Origin of the sequence: Ramlibacter lithotrophicus, assembly GCF_012184415.1 — a bacterium.
In the GTDB taxonomy this organism is placed as follows: domain Bacteria; phylum Pseudomonadota; class Gammaproteobacteria; order Burkholderiales; family Burkholderiaceae_C; genus Ramlibacter; species Ramlibacter lithotrophicus.
This window is the reverse complement of record NZ_VTOX01000005.1, coordinates 77,860-95,366: the sequence shown is the minus strand read 5'-3', so window position 1 is coordinate 95,366 and position 17,507 is coordinate 77,860. Positions and strand designations below refer to the sequence as shown.

The following is a 17,507-nucleotide window of genomic DNA, read 5'->3' as shown; positions in this document are numbered from 1 at the left end:
CGATGGAATCACTCATCCAAGTGCGCGACCTGCGCGTCGCGTTCCGCCTGGGCCAGGAGACGCACGAGGCCGTGCGCGGCGTCAGTTTCGACATCCCCGCCAGCACCAGCGTGGCGCTGGTCGGCGAGAGCGGCTCGGGCAAGAGCGTCAGCGCGATGAGCATCGTGCGGCTGCTGCCCGACAACGCCATCGTCGACCCGGCCAGCCGCGTGCTGTACCAGGGCCGCGACCTGCTGCACGCCAGCCAGGAGGAGATGCGCTCGCTGCGCGGCAAGGACATCTCGGTCGTGTTCCAGGAGCCCATGAGCTCGCTGAACCCCGTGTTCCCGGTGGGCGAGCAGATCGCCGAGGTGCTGCGCATCCACGCCGGGCTGTCGGGGCGGCAGGCGCGCGAGCGCGCGCTGGAACTGCTGGCCGAGGTCGGCATCCCCGAGCCGCGGGCGCGGCTCGACTCGTATCCGCACGAGCTCTCCGGCGGGCAGCAGCAGCGGGTGATGATCGCGATCGCGATCGCCTGCGAGCCCAAATTGCTGATCGCCGACGAGCCCACGACGGCATTGGACGTGACGGTGCAGCGCCAGATCGTCGACCTGCTGGCCGGCCTGCAGGAACGCAAGAAGATGAGCATCCTCTTCATCAGCCACGACCTGGCGCTGGTGGGGGAGGTCGCGCGCAACATCGTGGTGATGCGCCATGGCGAAGTGCGCGAGGCCGGCGACATCGGCGAGGTATTCCGCGCCCCGCGGGACTCCTACACGCGCGCGCTGCTGGCCTGCCGGCCGCGCCTGGACGCGCGGCCGCGCCGGCTGCCGGTGATCGATGACATCGTCAACAACCGGCCGCTGCAGACGCAGGAGCGCAGCCCCGTGCCGGTCGCCGGCGCGCCGCTGATCGAGGTGGCCGGGCTGTCCAAGGCGTACCGCCTGAAGGAAGGACTTTTCCGGCACAAGCAGATCGATGCCGTGAAGTCCGCCGATTTCGTGCTGCACAAGGGCCGCACGCTGGGGGTGGTGGGCGAGTCGGGATCCGGCAAGACCACCATCGGCATGATGCTCACGCGCCTCACGCCGGCGAGCACCGGGCGCATCATGTTCGAAGGCCGCGACCTGGCGACGCTGGCCGCGCGCGAGCTTCAGCCGTACCGCCGTCGCATCCAGATCATCTTCCAGAACCCGTACGCGAGCCTGAATCCGCGCTTCACCGTCGGCCAGATCCTGATGGAGCCGATGCGGCTGCACGGCATCGGCGCGGGCGAGGACGAGCGCGCCCGCCTCGCGTTGGGCTGGCTGGAGAAGGTGGGCCTGCCGGCCACCGCCTTCGGCAAGTACCCGCACGAGTTCTCAGGCGGGCAGCGCCAGCGCATCGCGATCGCGCGCTGCCTCACCATGCAGCCGGAGATCATCGTGTGCGACGAGAGCGTCAGCGCGCTGGACGTCAGCGTGCAGGCGACGGTGCTGAACCTGCTGCTGGACCTGCAGGAGGAATTCGGCCTGACCTACCTCTTCATCAGCCACGACCTGGCCGTCGTGAAGTACATGGCCGACGACATCCTGGTCATGAGCAACGGCGAGATCGTCGAGCGCGGTGCCTCGGACGAGATCTACCGCAGCCCGAAGCACCCATACACCCAGCAGCTGCTGGCCGCGATCCCGCGCGGGGACGTGCACGGCGCCGCGGCCGCGGTGGTGCCGGCATGAGCGCGCGCTGGCGGCTGGCGCTGCTCGCGTCGCTGGCGCTGGCGACCGCCTGCTCGGCGCCGCCCAAGCGCGTCGAGAAGGCGGCCGACCTGCCGCGCTTCACGTACCCGGTGCCGGCCGAGCTCGAACCGCTGGTGCGCGATCCGGAGCGCTTCGCGGCGCTCGCGCGTGACGTGCGGCGCGACACCGAGGCCACCCTGGCCGGGTACGACATCGCGGAACACGCCACGCGGCGCCAGTTGCTCGGGCTGGTGATGATGCTCGACCTGATCGAGGGCCGCTGGGACGAGGCGCTGCGCCGCTCCGAGCAGATCCGGGTGCTGCAGGAGAAGCCGGCGGACAAGCTGCTGTCCGGCATGGTGGTGCGGGCCATCGTGGCCGCGGTGAAGAAGACCGGGGAGCGCAACACGCCGGCGTACCAGGCCGAGGTGGCGCGCCACGTCGCGGAAGAACTCGCGCGCCTGCCCTACCCGGTGATCCGCAACGACATCCAGCGTGCGAAGGCCGGCATGGAGACCCTCGGCGAAACCGTGGCGCTGGGGCGGGTGCGCAACGTGCTGCAGCCGGTCGCCTCACGCACCGGCCACCTCAGCTCGGACATGGTGCCGGCGCTGGTTTCGGCACGCTATTCGCTGGAATTCAACCTGCCGCTGAAGGCGGCGCTGGTCGAAGCCTACGGCCGCTACCTGCTCGCGAACAAGGTCGACAAACCCGACATCTGGGCCGCGCGCGACGTCACGCTGCCGGCCGGCCGGCCCTATGCGCCGGTGCCCGTCGTGGTCTGGGACAGCGGCGTGGACACCGCGCTGTTCCCGGCCCGGCTGGTGGAGCAGGGCGCAGCGCCGGCGCTGATCGCCTTCGACCGTTTCGCGCTGCCCTCGGCCGAACCGCTCAAGCCAATCCCAACGGAATTGCGTTCGCGCCTGCCGGCGCTGCTCGATCGCAGCAAGGGCCTGTCGGACCTGGGCGCGGACATCGACAGCCCCGAGGCGAATGCGGTCAAGACGCTCCTGTCGACGCTGCCGCCCGCGCAGTACAAGACCGTGACGGAGGAGCTGCAGCTGGTCGGCGTGTACCAGCACGGTACGCACGTTGCCGGCATCGCGATGGCCGGCAACCCCTACGCCCGGCTCGCCAACGCGCGGATCGAGTTCGGCCACACGCTCCTGCCCGATCCCTGCCCGACCCGGGAGCTCGAGGAGCGCGGCGCGGCCAATTTCGCCCGCTACGTGGCGTTCGCGCGGCAGACCGGCGCGCGCGTCGTGAACATGAGCTGGGGCGGCAACCTGCGCAGCTACGAAGTGGCGCTGGAATCCTGCGGCATCGGCAAGGACCTCGCCGAGCGCAAGGCGCTGGCGCGCCAGTACTTCGACCTGCACCTGAAAGCGCTCACCGCGGCGCTCGCCTCCGCCCCCGACGTCCTGTTCGTGGTGTCGGCCGGCAATTCGGCGAACGACCCGACGTTCAACGACGCCTATCCCGCGGGGATCGTGCTGCCCAACGTCGTGGCGGTCGGCGCCGTGGACAAGGCGGGCGATGAAGCCGCGTTCACCAGCTACGGTCCGACGGTGCTGCTGCACGCCAATGGCTACCAGGTCGAGAGCCTCGTGCCGGGCGGCCGCCACATCGCGCTGTCGGGCACCTCGATGTCCTCGCCACAGGTGACCAACCTGGCCGCCAAGATGCTGGCGGTGAAGCCCTCGCTCAAGCCTGCCGAGGTGATTGCGGTCATGCGCAACACCGCCGATCGCAGCGAGGACGGACGGCGCGTCCTGGTGCACCCCGCGCGGGCGCTGGCGGCCGTCGGATACCGGCCATGAGACGGCTGCTGGCGGCCGCGGCACTGGCGGTGGCCACCGCCTTCGCGGCGCCGGCGCCTGCCACTGCGGACCCGCAGGAGGCGGCGGCCCTGCATGCGCTGTTCGAGCGGCAGTGGGAAGCCAACGCGAGCCGCTTCCCCGAGGACGCCACGTACCGCGGCGACCTGCGCTTCAACGACCGCTTGACGGACCTGTCGCCCGAGGCCATCGCCGCCCACGACGCGCTGGTGCGGCAGTGGCTGGAGGAGGCCCGCGCCATCCGGCGCGAGCGTCTGGACCCGGCCGACCGGCTGTCGCTGGACCTGTTCACCCGGCAGCTCGCGCTGCGCGCGGAGCAGCAGGCGTTCGCCGGGTACCGCACCTTCATGATCGGGGCGCTCGGCGGCGCCCAGAACGAGTTCGCCGGCTTGATGCGTCTCGTGCCCGTGCGCACGGCGCTGCAGGCGGAGCAGGCGCTGCAGCGCATGGCGGCTTATCCGCGGCTGGTGGACCAGCAGGTCGACTTGATGCGCCGGGGCATGGCGCTCGGCTGGGTGCCGGCACGGTCGGTCCTGGAGCGCTCGCTGGCCCAGATCGACGACCAGCTCGCCGCCCCCGTGGAGTCGGGGCCCTTTTCCGAGCCGTTCCGGCGGCTGGGCAGCGACATTGCGCCCGCCGACCAGGCGGCGCTGCGGGCCCGGGCCCACCGGGCCATCGCCGACCAGGTGCTGCCGGCGCTGCGCAGGCTGCGGGCCTTCATCGCCGGGGAGTACCTGGGCCGCGCGCCGGCGAACGGCGCGCTCAGCGGCTATCCCGACGGCGCCCGCGTCTACGAGTACCTGGCGCGCCGCTCGACCACCACCAGCCTTGCACCCGCGGAGATCCATGCGATCGGCCAGCGCGAACTGGCCGCCATCCGTGCCGAGATGGACGCGATCGTGATGCAGGTCGGGTTCGACCGGGGCTTCGCGGCCTTCGTGGAGCACCTGAACACCGATCCGCGCTACTTCCACCGCTCGCCCGACGAGCTGCTGGCCGGGTACCGTGCCATCGCCAAGCGGATCGATGCCGAGCTGCCGCGGCTGTTCGCCCAGCTGCCGCGCGCTCCCTACGGCGTGCGTGCCATGCCCTCGTTCCAGGGACCGGACGCCGCCGAATACTACGAAGGCCCGGCGCTGGATGGCACCCGCGCCGGGTTCTTCAATGCCAACACCCTGGGCTGGCGCACCCGCCCGACCTGGAAGATGGCGACGCTGACGGCCCACGAGGCGGTGCCCGGGCACCACCTGCAGATCGCGCGCTCGGTCGAGCTGGGCGCGCTGCCGCAGTTCCGCCGCGCGGGCGGCTATACGGCGTTCGTCGAAGGCTGGGCAGTCTACGCCGAGACGCTGGGGCGCGAGATCGGCGTGTACGACGATCCGTACAGCCTGTTCGGGCACCTGCAGTGGCAGGCGTTCCGGGCGGCGCGGCTGGTGGTCGACACCGGCATCCACAGCCAGGGCTGGTCGCGCCAGCAGGCCATCGATTTCATGGTGGAGCGCACCGGCATGGAGCGCGGCTTCGTCACGTCGGAGGTCGACCGCTACACGTCGATCCCGGGCCAGGCGCTGGGCTACATGATCGGCAAGCTCAAGATCGCGGAACTGCGCGAGCGCGCGGCGCAGCGGCTGGGGTCACGCTTCGACGTGCGGCGGTTCCACAATGCCGTGATCGACCAGGGCGCGCTGCCGCTGGACGTGCTGGAGCGGGTGATCGACGACTGGATCGCCGAGGAGCTGGCGCGCGGGTGAATGGGTACGGATCTCGTTCCCGCTTCCGTCTTACTGACGGTGGTAGGACGTGACCCGCTCCACCTCGTTCTTGCTCCCGAGGATCACCGACACCCGCTCGTGCAATTTCGTCGGCTGGATGTCGAGGATGCGCTGCATCCCGTTCGTCGCCGCACCGCCGGCCTGTTCGATCAGCCAGCCCATCGGGTTGGCCTCGTACATCAGCCGCAGCTTGCCCGGCTTTTCCGGCTCGCGCTTGTCCCACGGGTACATGAAGATGCCGCCGCGCGTGATGATGCGGTGCACGTCCGCCACCATCGACGCGATCCAGCGCATGTTGAAGTCCTTGCCGCGCGGGCCGTCCTTGCCGGCCAGGCACTCGTCGATGTAGCGCTTCACCGGCGGCGCCCAGTGCCGCATGTTGCTCATGTTGATCGCGAATTCGCGCGTGTCCTCGGGAATGCGCATGTTCTCCTGCACCAGGATGAACGATCCCTGCTCGCGGTCCAGCGTGAACTCGGCGACGCCGTCGCCGACGGTGAGGACCAGGGTGGTCTGCGGGCCGTACACGCAGTAGCCCGCCGCCACCTGCCGGCTGCCAGGCTGCAGGAAGTCCTCCTCGGTCACGCCGGGGTGGCCTTCGGGCTTCTTCAGCACGCTGAAGATGGTGCCGATGCTGACGTTGACGTCGATGTTGCTGGAGCCGTCCAGGGGATCGAACAGCAGCAGGTACTCGCCCTGGGGATAGCGGTTGGGCACCACGTAGATGCCTTCCATTTCCTCGGACGCCATGGCCGCCAGGTGGCCGCCCCATTCGTTGGCCTCGATCAGCACCTCGTTGGCGATGATGTCGAGCTTCTTCTGCATCTCGCCTTGCACGTTCTCGCTGCCGGCCGCGCCCAGGATGTCGCCCACGGCGCCCTTGTTGACGGCCTGGCTGATGCGCTTGCACGCGCGCGCCACCACTTCCAGCAGCAGCCGCAACTGCCCCGGGATCAGTCCGTCGATGCGCTGCTGCTCGACGAGGTAGCGGGTGAGGGAAATCGTTCGCGATGCCATGGGGTCTCCTGCTGTTCGATGCTCCATTGTGGCCCGGAGCCGGGCCGCAGTGGGGCGCCGCGTCAGTCGGCCAGCGCGCGGGTGACCACCTCGCGCACGTCGTTGCTCAGGTCGGGGCGGGCCGCGACGCGGGCGATCGCCTCGCGGGCGGCGCTGCGCAGCGGCTCCACCAGTTTCTTCCAGCGGTCGAGGGCCCGCGCGAGGCGGGCCGCCACCTGCGGATTGATCGCGTCGAGCTCCAGCACGCGCTCGGACCAGAAGACGTAGCCGGCCGCGTCCGGGCGGTGGAAGCCGCCGGGATTGGCGCTGCAATAGCTGAAGATCACGCTGCGCGCGCGGTTGGGATTGCGGATGTTGAAGTCCGGGTGGTTCATCAACTGCTTCACGGCCGGCAGCACGTTGCCGCCGCGGTCCGGCGCCCCGGCCTGCAGGGCGAACCACTTGTCGAGCACCAGCGCTTCGTCCTTGAAGATCGCGTGGAAGCGCTGCAGGGCGGGCGCCGCGAGTTCGCTGCCCGACGTGACCAGCGCCGCCAGGGCGTTGAAGCGATCGGTCATGTTGCCCGCATCCTTGAACCGCTGGTACGCCTTGCCGGGCCAGACCTGGTCGCCGCTCGCCCGGGCCGCCAGGCACAGGTTGGACAGCGCCATGCCGGTCAGGGCGCGGCGGCCCGAGGACACCGGATCGGGCCGGTAGGCGCCGCTCTCGCGGTGCTGCTCGAAGGCCTGTTCCCAGTCGGGGGCGAGTTCGCGCGCGAGCTGTTCGCGCATCGCCTCGCGCACCGCGTGGATGCGCTGCGGATCGACCACGTCGAGCTGCTCGGCGATGTAGGTTTCGGCCGGCAGTGTCAGCACCAGTTCCTTGAACGCCGCGTCCAGCGTGGGATGGCGGAGGACCGCGCGCATCGCGTTCATGAATGGAGGGTCGAGCCGAATGTCGCGGGCTGCCACGCCGGCGTCGCGGATGAAACCGAGGGCCCGGTTCACGGCCAGGCGCTGGCCCGCCTCCCAGCGGTTGAACGGGTCGGTGTCGTGCGCCAGCAGCGCGATCAGCTGGGCGTCGCTGTAGTCGAACTCGAGGATCACCGGCGCGCTGAAGCCGCGCAGGATCGAGGGCACCGGCTCGCTGCCGATGTTCTCGAAGGTGAGCGTCTCGCTCTCCTGCGTGAGCACGTGCATGCCGCTCGCCAGTTCGGCCCCGTCGGCGCCGACGAGGCCCAGGCCCACCGGGATGACGAACGGTTCCTTGACGTCCTGCCCCGGCGTGGGGGCGCAGCTTTGCGCCAGCGTCAGGCGGTAGGTCCGCGCATCGGCGTCGTAGAGGCCGCTGGCGCGCACGCGCGGCGTGCCGGCCTGGCTGTACCAGCGCTTGAACTGATCGAGCAGGCGGGCCAGCGTCGAATCCGGGTTGGCGTCGGCGATCGCCTGGGCGAAATCGTCGCAGGTCACCGCATGGCCGTCATGCCGTTCGAAGTAGAGCTTGAGGCCGCGCGCGAACCCTTCGCGGCCCACCAGGGTCTGCATCATGCGCACGACCTCGGCGCCCTTCTCGTAGACGGTGACGGTGTAGAAATTGTTGATCTCGAGGTACTGGTCGGGACGCACCGGGTGCGCCATCGGGCCGGCGTCCTCGGGGAACTGCGCGGTGCGCAGCACGCGAACGTCCTCGATGCGCTTGACGGCGCGCGCCGATGCCTCGCCGGCCAGGTCCTGGCTGAACTCCTGGTCGCGAAAGACCGTCAGGCCTTCCTTCAGCGAGAGCTGGAACCAGTCGCGGCAGGTGACGCGGTTGCCGGTCCAGTTGTGGAAGTACTCGTGACCGACCACCGACTCGATGTTCGCGAAATCGGTGTCGGTCGCCGTGGCCTGGCTGGCCAGCACGTACTTCGTGTTGAAGATGTTCAGGCCCTTGTTCTCCATCGCGCCCATGTTGAAGTCGCTGGTGGCGACGATCATGAAGCGTTCGAGGTCCAGCGGCAGGCCGAAGCGGGCCTCGTCCCAGGCGATGGAGGCCATCAGCGAGTTCATCGCGTGCTCGGTCTTGTCGAGGTCGCCGGCGCGCACGAACACCTGCAGCAGGTGTTCCTTGCCGCCCCGCGCGCGGATGCGCTGCTCCCGCGCGACCAGGTTGCCGGCGACCAGCGCGAACAGGTAGCTCGGCTTGCGGAACGGGTCGACCCACTTCGCGAAGTGGCGGCCGTCCGCCAGGTCGCCCTGGTCGACCAGGTTGCCGTTGGACAGCAGCACCGGGTATTTCGCCTTGTCCGCGCGCAGCAGCACCGTGAAGCTGGCCATCACGTCGGGCCGGTCCAGGAAGTAGGTGATGCGGCGGAAGCCCTCGGCCTCGCACTGCGTGAAGAACGAGTCGTTGCTGACGTACAGGCCCATCAGCTTGGTGTTCTTCGCCGGCTGGCAGGTGGTGAGGATCTCCAGGTCGAAGCTGTCGCCGCCTTCCGGCAGGTTCTCGAGCACCAGCTGGTTGTCTTCCAGCTTGAACGACGTGCCTTGTCCGTTGACAAGCACGCGGGCGAGGTTCAGCTCCTCGCCGTCCAGCCGCAGCGGCTGGGGCGCGGCGTCGAGGTTGCGCCGCAGCTTCATGCGGTTCAGCACGCGCGTCTTCGCGGGGTCGAGGTCGAAGCTGAGCTCCACCGAGTCGATCCAGTAGCCCGGCGCCTGGTAGTCGGCGCGGTAGATCACGTTGTTCTGGCCTTCACGCAGCATGGAGGGTCTCCAGGAAATTCTTGGTTTTCAGTTCGTCGTGGTCGCGCACTTGCGCCGCCACGTGGGGCCCGCCGGTTCGCCGGCGGAATGGGTCGTGCAGGCGGCGGGCGCCGCCGGCCGGAGCACGGCGGCCGTCATACGCCTTGCTTCAGGGATGCTTCGATGAACGCGTCCAGGTCGCCGTCCAGCACCTTCTGGGTCGCCGAGATCTCCACGCCGGTGCGCAGGTCCTTGATGCGGCTGTTGTCCAGCACGTAGCTGCGGATCTGGTGGCCCCAGCCGACGTCGGTCTTGGTGTCTTCCAGCTTCTGCTGTTCTTCCATGCGCTTGCGCATCTCGTGGTCGTACAGGCGCGAGCGCAGCCGCTTCCAGGCGACGTCGCGGTTGCTGTGCTGGCTGCGGCTGTCCTGGCACTGCACGACAATGCCGGTCGGCATGTGCGTGAGGCGCACGGCCGAATCCGTCTTGTTGATGTGCTGGCCGCCGGCGCCGCTGGCGCGGTAGGTGTCCACCCGAACGTCCGCCGGGTTGATCTCGATCTCGATCGAGTCGTCGATCTCCGGATAGACGAAGACGCTGGCGAAGCTGGTGTGGCGGCCGCCGGACGAGTCGAACGGCGACTTGCGCACCAGCCGGTGCACGCCGGTTTCGGTGCGCAGCAGCCCGTAGGCGTACTCACCCTCGATCTTGATGGTGGCGCCCTTGATGCCGGCCGTGTCGCCCGGCGTCTCGTCCTCCACCGTCGACTTGAAGCCCTTGCGCTCGGCGTACTTCAGGTACTGGCGCAGCAGCATGCTGGCCCAGTCGCAGGCTTCGGTCCCGCCGGCGCCGGCCTGGATGTCCAGGAAGCAGTTCAGCGGGTCCGCCGGGTTGTTGAACATCCGGCGGAATTCCAGCGCCTCGACGTCCTGCGCGAGCTTCGCAGCCTCCTGCTCGATCGTGGCGAGGCCGGCCTCGTCGCCTTCCTCCTTGCTCATCTCGAACAACTCGAGGTTGTCGCCGAGCTCGCGCGTGAGGTTGGACAGCATGAGGACCACGCCGTCGAGCTGCTTCTTTTCCTTGCCCAGTTCCTGGGCCTTCCTGGGATCGTTCCAGACCTGCGGGTCTTCGAGCGACGCGTTGACGGTCCTCAGGCGCTCCGATTTGGCATCGAAGTCAAAGATACCCCCGGAGGGCTGCGGTACGGGCGGCGAGGTCGGCCAGCTGGGTGCCGATCTGGTTGATGCGTTCTGCTTCCATGGCGATTCTTTCTGGTGAACCCGCCATTTTCTCATGGACCGGCCGCGCTGCGGCCGGTGCCTACCTGAAACCGCCGAGCTTGGTCTGCGCGTTGCGGTTGCCGAGGTTGGCCGCGCGCTCCAGCCATTTCACGGCCTGGGTCGCGTCGCGCTGCACGGTCACGCCCTCGAGGTAGGCGATGCCCAGGAAGTAGCTCATCTCGCTGCGGCCGAAGCGGATCCCATCCGGCGTCGACTTGCCCGAGCGCTTGATGACCGCCGGCACGTCGCCCTGCCCGTTGGCGTAGGCGTGCATCTTCTGGATGATCCCGCCGAAGAACTGGTCGCGCGAGCGCATGGCCGCCTGCTTGTCGGCCGCCGTGGCCACCAGCTCGTCGGCCAGCACGGGCAGCGCCTCGAACGGCGTCATGCCGGCGGCCATCCGGTTGGAGTACCAGGCACGCAGCATCACCCGGTCCAGCGGGAGCAGGCCGTCGATCTTCCAGGGGAAATAGCTGAGCACGGTCTGCCCGGCCGGGTGGCCGCGCACGCCCATGACGTGCATGGACTCGTGGTATGCGCAGCGCCAGGCGTCCTTGTCGCGCATCTGCACGGTGGCGCTGTCGATGCGGGTCTCGGTCCGGAAGTCGAGATAGGTGACGCAGGGCTGGATGTCTTCGAGCTGGTTGTCGGGCGTGATCTCGATCGTGAGGTTGGCGGTCTGCTCGGCGTCGACCTGGCCGCTGACGTCGACCAGCTTGACGCCGGCTTCACGGGTGACGTCGCCCAGGGCCTTGAGCAGGTGTTCGCGGTGCGCCGCCGCATTGACGCCGCCGATCCGCACCCGGATGTCGTTCTCCCAGCGGACAATGCGAGTCGGGGTGCCGCTCTGGTGCCACAGCACTTCCCACAGGGTCGCGAAACCCTGGTCGAGCTCCTGGGCAACCGCTGCCGCCGGCAGCAGGAACGCCAGACACAGTCCCCAACAGATTCTCCGCATCCGTCACCTCGAGCACACTTGGTGACAGCAGTCTGCCGTAGGACGCCTCCTACCTCAAGCGCTGTTACTTCTTGAGCTGGCGATCGCGAACACAACGGTAATTTGTCGCACCAGTACTGCGTTTACGCGTCGAGGAAGGTCTCGATGAGGCGCGCCAGCAGTTCAGGTTGGTCGTGATGGACCATGTGGCCGGCGTCATCCACGACCTCCACCCGCACGTCGGACAGCGCCTTCAGACGTTCGTGGTACTCCGCCAAGGTGTACTTGCCGCGCCACCACTGGGTGAGGCTGTCTTCCCGCGTCTCGACGGCCAGCGTCGGCGCCGTGATCGAACGGTAGATTTCCAGCACCTCGTCGACGCGGGCGAGCTGGGGATTGATGACCTTGTGGGCGGGGTCGCCCAGCACGCGCCAGCGTCCCTGCTCGTCCTGGCGGGCCCAGTGCTGCGCCAGCCAGTGCGCCTTGTCGGCGCCGAGCCGCCGATTGGTCTTCATCAGGCGCTCGGCGACCCCGGCGGCGGATTCGTAGGTCTTGAGGTCCATTTCGCCGCGACGGTGCGCCTTGAGCTCGTCGAGCCAGCGGGCGATCCGCCTGGGTGCCTGCGTGGGGCGGGTCGCCGGCATGCCGAAGCCTTCGAGGTTTACCAGGCGGCGGATGCGGTGCGGCCGCACGCCGGCGTACATCATCGCGACGTTGCCGCCCATGCTGTGGCCGACGAGGTGCACCGGAGCGTCGGGCGAGTAGTGGTCGATCAGCTGGTCGAGGTCGCCGAGGTAGTCCGGAAACCAGTAGGCGTCGGTCGGCGCGGACCGCGTGAGGCCATAGCCGCGCCAGTCCGGCGCGATCACGTAGTGGTCGTTCGCGAACGCGTCCACCATGAACTGGTACGAGGCGGCGACGTCCATCCAGCCGTGCACCATCACCAGCGGCACGCGCCCCGGTGCAGGCTCGCCCCAGATCCAGACGTGGTAGTCGATGTGGCGGATCGGGACAAACTCGCTGCGCGCGGCTCTCTTCGCTTGGTACATTCAGCCCATCATAAGGAGGCCGCCGATGGTCGTCAGTCAACGCAGGGACAACCACGCCCGCATGCACGCGGACTTCGGTTGGCGGGTGCCGGCCGATTTCAACATCGCGCAGGCATGCAGTGCGCGCTGGGCGGCGGGCACCGACGCCGGCGAACGCGTCGCCATCCGCGCCCACGGTGCGCCACCGGGATCGGACACGCTGACCTACGGCGCGCTGCAGCGTTCGGCCGACCGCCTGAGCCACGCGCTGGCGGCGCTGGGCGTGCGGCGCGGCGACCGCGTGGCGATCGTGATGCCGCAGCGGTTCGAGACGGCGATCGCCTACATCGCCGTCTTCCAGATGGGCGCCGTGGCGATGCCGCTGTCGATGCTGTTCGGCCCGGACGCGCTGGAGTACCGGCTGCAAGACAGCGAGGCGGCCGTCGCGATCTGCGACGAGAGCTCGATCGGCAACATGCTCGCGATCCGTGCGGCCTGCCCGGCGCTGCGGACCCTGATCGGCGTGGGCGCCGCCGCGCTGCGCGCCGACCTCGACTGGGTGGCCGAGCTCGATCGGCATCGCGGACGCTTCCCGCCGGTGCGCACGAAGGCCGACGACGGCGCCGTCCTGATCTACACCAGCGGCACGACCGGCCCACCGAAAGGCGCACTGATTCCCCATCGCGCCCTGATCGGCAACCTGCCCGGTTTCGTGTGCAGCCAGAACTGGTTCGGATTTCACCCCGGAGGGAGCGAGATCGCAGATCTCGCGACTGCTGCCACGGCCAGGGCATTCACGCCCTCCCCCTCGAGGGGGAGGGTTGGGGTGGGGGCGGGCACATTCGGGGAAGCCCCGGCTTCGCCGGGGGAGTTCACTCCCTCCCCCTCGAGGGGGAGGGCGGGGGAGGGGGGGAGCACATTGCGGGCGGTCCGCTCCGGCGAAGCCGAGAGCGCGCCCAGCGGCGCTGACCAGAACACGTCAGTGTTCTGGTCACCAGCCGACTGGGCTTGGACGGGTGGATTGATGGACGCGCTGCTCCCCACCCTCTACTTCGGCCGCACCATCGTCGGCTGCAACGGCCGCTTCAGCCCCGAGCTTGCCTTCGAGCTGATGCAGCAACACGGCGTGACGCACACCTTCCTGTTCCCCACCGCGCTCAAGGCGATGATGAAGGCGTTCCCCGAGCCTCGAAAGCAGTTCCGGCTGCGGCTGCAGGCGATCATGAGCGCCGGCGAAGCGGTGGGCGATGCGGTGTTCGGCTATTGCCGCGACCAGCTGGGTGTCACCGTCAACGAGATGTTCGGCCAGACCGAGATCAATTACGTCGTCGGCAACTGCGGCATGGAATGGAGCGACACGCCCGGCGCGCCGCCCGTGCCGCACCACCCGCAGGTCGGCTGGCCGGCGCGCCCCGGGAGCATGGGGCGTCCGTATCCCGGCCATCGCGTCGCCGTGATCGACGACGACGGCAACGAGTGCCCGCCTGGCGTCGCGGGCGACGTCGCGGTGAACCGCTACGACGTGCATGGCGACCCGGACCCCATCTTCTTCCTCGGCTACTGGAAGAACGAAGGCGCCACCCGGGCCAAGTACACGGGCGACTGGTGCCGCACCGGCGACCTCGCCACGCGCGACGAGGACGGCTACCTCTGGTACCAGGGCCGGGCCGACGACGTGTTCAAGGCCGCGGGCTACCGCATCGGGCCGAGCGAGATCGAGAACTGCCTGGTCAAGCATCCGGCCGTGATCAACGCCGCCGTCGTGCCCAAGCCGGACCGCGAGCGCGGAGCCGTGGTGAAGGCGTTCGTCGTGCTCGCGCCCGACTACGCGGCGCGGCTGGCGCAGGCCGGTTTCGACTCTCATCTCATCGCGCAGCTGCAGGCCCACGTGAAGGGCAAGCTCGCGCCGTACGAGTATCCGAAGGAAATCGAGTTCATCGAGGCTCTGCCCATGACCACCACCGGCAAGGTGCAGCGGCGGGTGCTGCGGCTGCGGGAAGAGGAGCGCGCCCGCGCCGGCGCTCAGTAGCGCACCTGGCAGCGTTCGCAGAAGAAGCTGCGGCGGTTGGTCGTCCCGAGGTGCGCCTTGACGAACGGGATCTCGCAGCGCGGGCAGGTGCGCTTCGTGTGCGCGAGCCAGTGTTTCCTGAGCACGTAGGCCTTCTTCCATTCCAGGAAGTCGAAGCTGTACTGCCGCGCCTCGCGCACCAGCGCCTGCAACTGCCTCGGCGGCAGCGCGCCAACGGTCGACAGCGGGTGCACGCGGATGCGGAACAGCACTTCGTTCTTGATGATGTTGCCGACGCCGGCGAACCAGTCCTGGTTCAGCAGCGCGTCGCAGGCGAGGGTGTCGGGCGCCGCCCGCAGCCGCTTGCGCGCCAGCGCCGCGTCCCACCGGTCGGACATCACGTCGGCGCGCCAGTCGTAGACGGCGTCGAGCGGCTCCTCGATGAAGCGCACCGAGCAGCTGTAGAAATTGAGTTCGGCGCCGCGCGCGAATCCCAGCGACAGCCGCGGCGGGCGATCCTCCCTGCGCTCGTTGATGCGGTAGCTGCCGAACATCAGGAAATGCACGCGCAGCGAGAACTCGCCGAGGTCCAGCAGGAAGTGCTTGCCCCAGCTGCGCAGCGATTCGATCCGCCGCCCCTTCAGCCGCTCCTTGGCGATGCTGGTGTTGCCGTCCACCCGCAGGACCTTCCGTCCCTCGAAGGGACCGGCCTGCTCCTTGAGGATCACGATCGAAGGGCCTTCCGGCATATGCCCCTGCGGACAGCGTCGCTGCTCGGTAAGATGCTGGCCCTTCAGCAACACGTGTGTCTGTCACCACATGCAAAGAATCCGTCTCGGCCGCAGCGACCTGGATGTCACGCCCGTCTGCCTGGGCACCATGACTTTCGGCGAACAGGTCGACGAGCCGACCGCCCATGCCATCCTCGACCGCGCCGTGGAGCGCGGTGTCGATTTCATCGACACCGCGGAGATGTACGCGGTGCCGGCCCGGGCCGAGACCTGCGGGGCCACCGAAACCATCATCGGCAACTGGCTCGGCAAGCGGCCGGACCTGCGGCACAGGATCACGCTGGCGACCAAGGTCGCCGGCCCGGCGCGCGGCATGCCGTGGATCCGGCCCGGCAACGGCATGACGGCGCAGGACATCGTCGACTCGTGCGAAGGCTCGCTGCGGCGGTTGAAGGTCGACGTGATCGACCTGTACCAGATCCACTGGCCCGAGCGTCACGTCCCGGCGTTCGGCCAGCAGTACTACGACCCGGCGCAGGAACGTTCGCAGACCTCGATCCACGAGCAGCTGGAAACGCTGGGGCGGCTGGTGCACGAAGGCAAGGTGCGCCATATCGGCCTGTCCAATGAAACGCCGTACGGCGTGCACGAATTCGTGCGGCTCGCCGAGCAGCATGGCCTGCCGCGGATCGCTACGGTGCAGAACGTGTTCTGCCTCGTCAGCCGGGGGCTCGAAAACGGCCTGGACGAAACCATGCACCGGCTCGACGTGTCGTTGCTGGCGTACTCGCCGCTCGGCTTCGGCCTGCTGACCGGGAAGTACGACGCGGGCGGGTTCGAGGGCGCGGCAGCGCGCGACGGCCGCATCGGGCGCTACGAGTCGGTGCGCAAGCAGCGCTGGGGCCGGCCCGAGGCGCTGGCCGCGGCGCGCCGTTACAACCAGCTGGCGCGCGACCACGGCATGACGCCCGCCCGGATGGCGCTGGCCTGGTGCTACACCAGGTGGCAGGTGGCCAGCACGATCATCGGCGTCACCTCGGTCGCGCAACTGGACGAGGACCTCGACGCGTGGGGCACCAGACTGTCGCCGCAGGTGCTGGCCGAGATCGACCGGATCCGGTGGGAGATTCGGGACCCGGCTCATTGAGAGGCGGGAGGCGGGACCGATTTCATTCCGGGCGCGCCACAATCCGTTCATGGCCAGGAAAGAGCATGTCAGCGAGACGCCGGCCACGGCCTTCCTCAGGGCCAACGGCGTCGACTTCACCGAGCACCCGTACGAGTACCTCGAACACGGCGGCGCGCAGCACAGCGCGAAGGTGCTTGGGTTCGATCCGTTCACCGTCGTCAAGACGCTGGTGATGCAGGACGAGAAAGCCAGGCCGCTCATCGTGCTGATGCACGGCAACCGCAAGGTGTCGACCAAGAACCTGGCACGCCAGATCGGCGCGAAGTCGGTCGAGCCGTGCCAGCCCGAGGTCGCCAGCCGCCACAGCGGTTACCTGGTGGGCGGCACGTCGCCGTTCGGCACGCGCCGGGCGATGCCGGTGTACGTCGAGGAGACGATCCTGCAGTTGCCGCGCATCGTCCTGAACGGCGGCCGCCGCGGCTACCTGGTCGGGATAGCTCCCGAGGTATGCGTGCGGCTGCTGGATGCGAAGCCGGTGCGTTGCGCCCTGGAGGAATGACGGACACCCGCCGCTGGCAGAATACGGTCGAGCCTCATCGCCGCCGGAGCCTGCCTTGCAACCTCTCTACTCTGTCATCGCCATCGTCCTCGGCTACCTCGCCGGCTCGCTCTCCTTCGCGGTCATCGTCAGCCGGCTCATGGGCCTGCAGGACCCGCGCACCTTCGGCAGCAGGAACCCGGGCGCGACCAACGTGCTGCGTTCCGGCAGCAAGGCGGCAGCAGCCGTCACGCTGTTGCTCGACGGCGTCAAGGGCTGGCTGCCGGTGCTGCTGGTCAGGCTGCTGGGCAAGCCCTACGGCCTGGAGGAAGGCACCATGGCGCTGGTCGGCCTCGCCGCTTTCCTTGGCCACCTGTATCCGGTCTTCTTCCGCTTCAAGGGCGGCAAGGGCGTGGCCACCTTCATCGGCGTGGTGTTCGGCATCGACGCAGTGCTGGGCCTCGCGACCGCGCTCACCTGGCTGATCATCGCCTTCTTCTTCCGCTATTCCTCGCTGGCCTCGCTGGTGTCGGCCGTGTTCGCGCCGGTGTATTACCTGCTGGGGAACCGCATCGCCTGGTACGTGGACGCCACGGTGGCGATCGTGCTCGCCGCGATGGCCGGCCTGCTGCTGTATCGCCACCGCGAGAACATCACGCGCCTGCTGAAAGGCACCGAGTCGCGGATCGGCGCGAAGAAGGCCCCCGAGCCCCCGCCGCGCCACCACGGCCGCCACGGCCACCATCAGTAGGGAAGCTCTGACCAATCCCGCCGTGCGCGACGGTGCTTTTCCGGGATGAGATGCCAGGTGCCAGACCCAGGGCAAGCCTGGA

General features: G+C 68.9%; 13 protein-coding genes. 7 read left to right on the top strand and 6 right to left on the bottom strand.

From position 1 onward, the window contains the following. Nucleotides 1-2 precede the first annotated feature (2 nt). Genes RAMLITH_RS15000 through RAMLITH_RS14990 form a run of 3 tightly spaced genes read left to right on the top strand, consistent with a single transcriptional unit; the run spans nt 3 to nt 5,286 of the window. Nucleotides 3-1,697 carry an ABC transporter ATP-binding protein gene (locus RAMLITH_RS15000; protein ID WP_168108243.1) on the top strand — a complete coding sequence of 565 codons (1,695 nt, stop codon included), beginning with the start codon at nt 3-5 and terminating at the stop codon, nt 1,695-1,697. Then, entirely contained in the window at nt 1,694-3,517 is a 1,824-nt protein-coding gene (locus tag RAMLITH_RS14995; protein ID WP_168108242.1) for a S8 family serine peptidase, read from the top strand. Before RAMLITH_RS15000 ends, RAMLITH_RS14995 begins: the two co-directional genes overlap by 4 nt. Beyond that, complete coding sequence (locus RAMLITH_RS14990; protein WP_168108241.1) at nt 3,514-5,286, top strand: DUF885 domain-containing protein; 1,773 nt, start codon at nt 3,514-3,516, stop codon at nt 5,284-5,286. The genes RAMLITH_RS14995 and RAMLITH_RS14990 overlap by 4 nt, the downstream gene beginning before the upstream one ends. 30 nt (nt 5,287-5,316) lie before the next feature. Here the strand turns inward: RAMLITH_RS14990 and RAMLITH_RS14985 are convergent, their stop codons facing one another. From RAMLITH_RS14985 to RAMLITH_RS14965, 5 genes are all read right to left on the bottom strand, one after another. Continuing rightward, a complete protein-coding gene (locus tag RAMLITH_RS14985) occupies nt 5,317-6,324 on the bottom strand; it encodes a class 1 fructose-bisphosphatase (protein ID WP_168108240.1) in 1,008 nt (335 codons plus the stop codon). Between the two features lie 62 nt (nt 6,325-6,386). Then, a complete protein-coding gene (gene pepN, locus RAMLITH_RS14980) occupies nt 6,387-9,044 on the bottom strand; it encodes an aminopeptidase N (RefSeq protein ID WP_181017785.1) in 2,658 nt (885 codons plus the stop codon). A gap of 134 nt (nt 9,045-9,178) precedes the next feature. After that, a protein-coding gene (gene prfB, locus RAMLITH_RS14975; protein WP_168108239.1) for a peptide chain release factor 2 occupies nt 9,179-10,283 on the bottom strand; the annotation gives its coding sequence in 2 pieces (ribosomal slippage) (nt 9,179-10,201 and nt 10,203-10,283; 1,104 coding nt in all). Nucleotides 10,284-10,343: 60 nt separating this feature from the next. Then, nucleotides 10,344-11,261: a DUF2927 domain-containing protein gene (locus RAMLITH_RS14970; RefSeq protein ID WP_168108238.1), complete on the bottom strand. Its 918-nt coding sequence runs from the start codon at nt 11,259-11,261 to the stop codon at nt 10,344-10,346. A gap of 122 nt (nt 11,262-11,383) precedes the next feature. After that, complete coding sequence (locus tag RAMLITH_RS14965; RefSeq protein ID WP_168108237.1) at nt 11,384-12,289, bottom strand: alpha/beta fold hydrolase; 906 nt, start codon at nt 12,287-12,289, stop codon at nt 11,384-11,386. A 25-nt stretch (nt 12,290-12,314) separates the two neighbouring features. Between RAMLITH_RS14965 and RAMLITH_RS25795 the strand changes: the two genes are divergently transcribed. Next, a complete protein-coding gene (locus RAMLITH_RS25795; protein ID WP_238344215.1) occupies nt 12,315-14,297 on the top strand; it encodes an acetate--CoA ligase in 1,983 nt (660 codons plus the stop codon). Here the strand turns inward: RAMLITH_RS25795 and RAMLITH_RS14950 are convergent. After that, on the bottom strand, nt 14,291-15,025 hold the full coding sequence (locus tag RAMLITH_RS14950) for a DNA-formamidopyrimidine glycosylase family protein (protein ID WP_168108236.1): 735 nt from the start codon (nt 15,023-15,025) through the stop codon (nt 14,291-14,293). The two genes, RAMLITH_RS25795 and RAMLITH_RS14950, sit on opposite strands and share 7 nt — an antisense overlap. A gap of 70 nt (nt 15,026-15,095) precedes the next feature. Between RAMLITH_RS14950 and RAMLITH_RS14945 the strand changes: the two genes are divergently transcribed. From RAMLITH_RS14945 to plsY, 3 genes are read left to right on the top strand one after another with little or no spacing between them, the layout of a single operon-like run. Then, nucleotides 15,096-16,154 carry an aldo/keto reductase gene (locus RAMLITH_RS14945; protein WP_168108235.1) on the top strand — a complete coding sequence of 353 codons (1,059 nt, stop codon included), beginning with the start codon at nt 15,096-15,098 and terminating at the stop codon, nt 16,152-16,154. Nucleotides 16,155-16,203: 49 nt separating this feature from the next. Further along, the gene (locus RAMLITH_RS14940; protein ID WP_168108234.1) at nt 16,204-16,695 is read left to right on the top strand and encodes an aminoacyl-tRNA deacylase; all 492 of its coding nucleotides are present in this window, start codon (nt 16,204-16,206) and stop codon (nt 16,693-16,695) included. 55 nt (nt 16,696-16,750) lie between these two features. Further along, nucleotides 16,751-17,425, top strand: a complete 675-nt coding sequence (plsY, locus tag RAMLITH_RS14935; protein WP_238344214.1) for a glycerol-3-phosphate 1-O-acyltransferase PlsY — start codon at nt 16,751-16,753, stop codon at nt 17,423-17,425. Nucleotides 17,426-17,507: the final 82 nt, after the last annotated feature.

What these genes read in the sequence shown, in the direction of transcription:
- pepN (WP_181017785.1), bottom strand. Translation starts at nt 9,044, where the DNA reads ATGCTGCGTGAAGGCCAGAACAACGTGATCTACCGCGCCGACTACCAG.
- RAMLITH_RS14970 (WP_168108238.1), bottom strand. Translation starts at nt 11,261, where the DNA reads ATGCGGAGAATCTGTTGGGGACTGTGTCTGGCGTTCCTGCTGCCGGCG.
- RAMLITH_RS14990 (WP_168108241.1), top strand. Translation starts at nt 3,514, where the DNA reads ATGAGACGGCTGCTGGCGGCCGCGGCACTGGCGGTGGCCACCGCCTTC.
- RAMLITH_RS14940 (WP_168108234.1), top strand. Translation starts at nt 16,204, where the DNA reads ATGGCCAGGAAAGAGCATGTCAGCGAGACGCCGGCCACGGCCTTCCTC.
- RAMLITH_RS14945 (WP_168108235.1), top strand. Translation starts at nt 15,096, where the DNA reads ATGCAAAGAATCCGTCTCGGCCGCAGCGACCTGGATGTCACGCCCGTC.
- RAMLITH_RS14950 (WP_168108236.1), bottom strand. Translation starts at nt 15,025, where the DNA reads ATGCCGGAAGGCCCTTCGATCGTGATCCTCAAGGAGCAGGCCGGTCCC.
- RAMLITH_RS14995 (WP_168108242.1), top strand. Translation starts at nt 1,694, where the DNA reads ATGAGCGCGCGCTGGCGGCTGGCGCTGCTCGCGTCGCTGGCGCTGGCG.
- RAMLITH_RS14965 (WP_168108237.1), bottom strand. Translation starts at nt 12,289, where the DNA reads ATGTACCAAGCGAAGAGAGCCGCGCGCAGCGAGTTTGTCCCGATCCGC.
- RAMLITH_RS15000 (WP_168108243.1), top strand. Translation starts at nt 3, where the DNA reads ATGGAATCACTCATCCAAGTGCGCGACCTGCGCGTCGCGTTCCGCCTG.
- RAMLITH_RS14985 (WP_168108240.1), bottom strand. Translation starts at nt 6,324, where the DNA reads ATGGCATCGCGAACGATTTCCCTCACCCGCTACCTCGTCGAGCAGCAG.
- RAMLITH_RS25795 (WP_238344215.1), top strand. Translation starts at nt 12,315, where the DNA reads ATGGTCGTCAGTCAACGCAGGGACAACCACGCCCGCATGCACGCGGAC.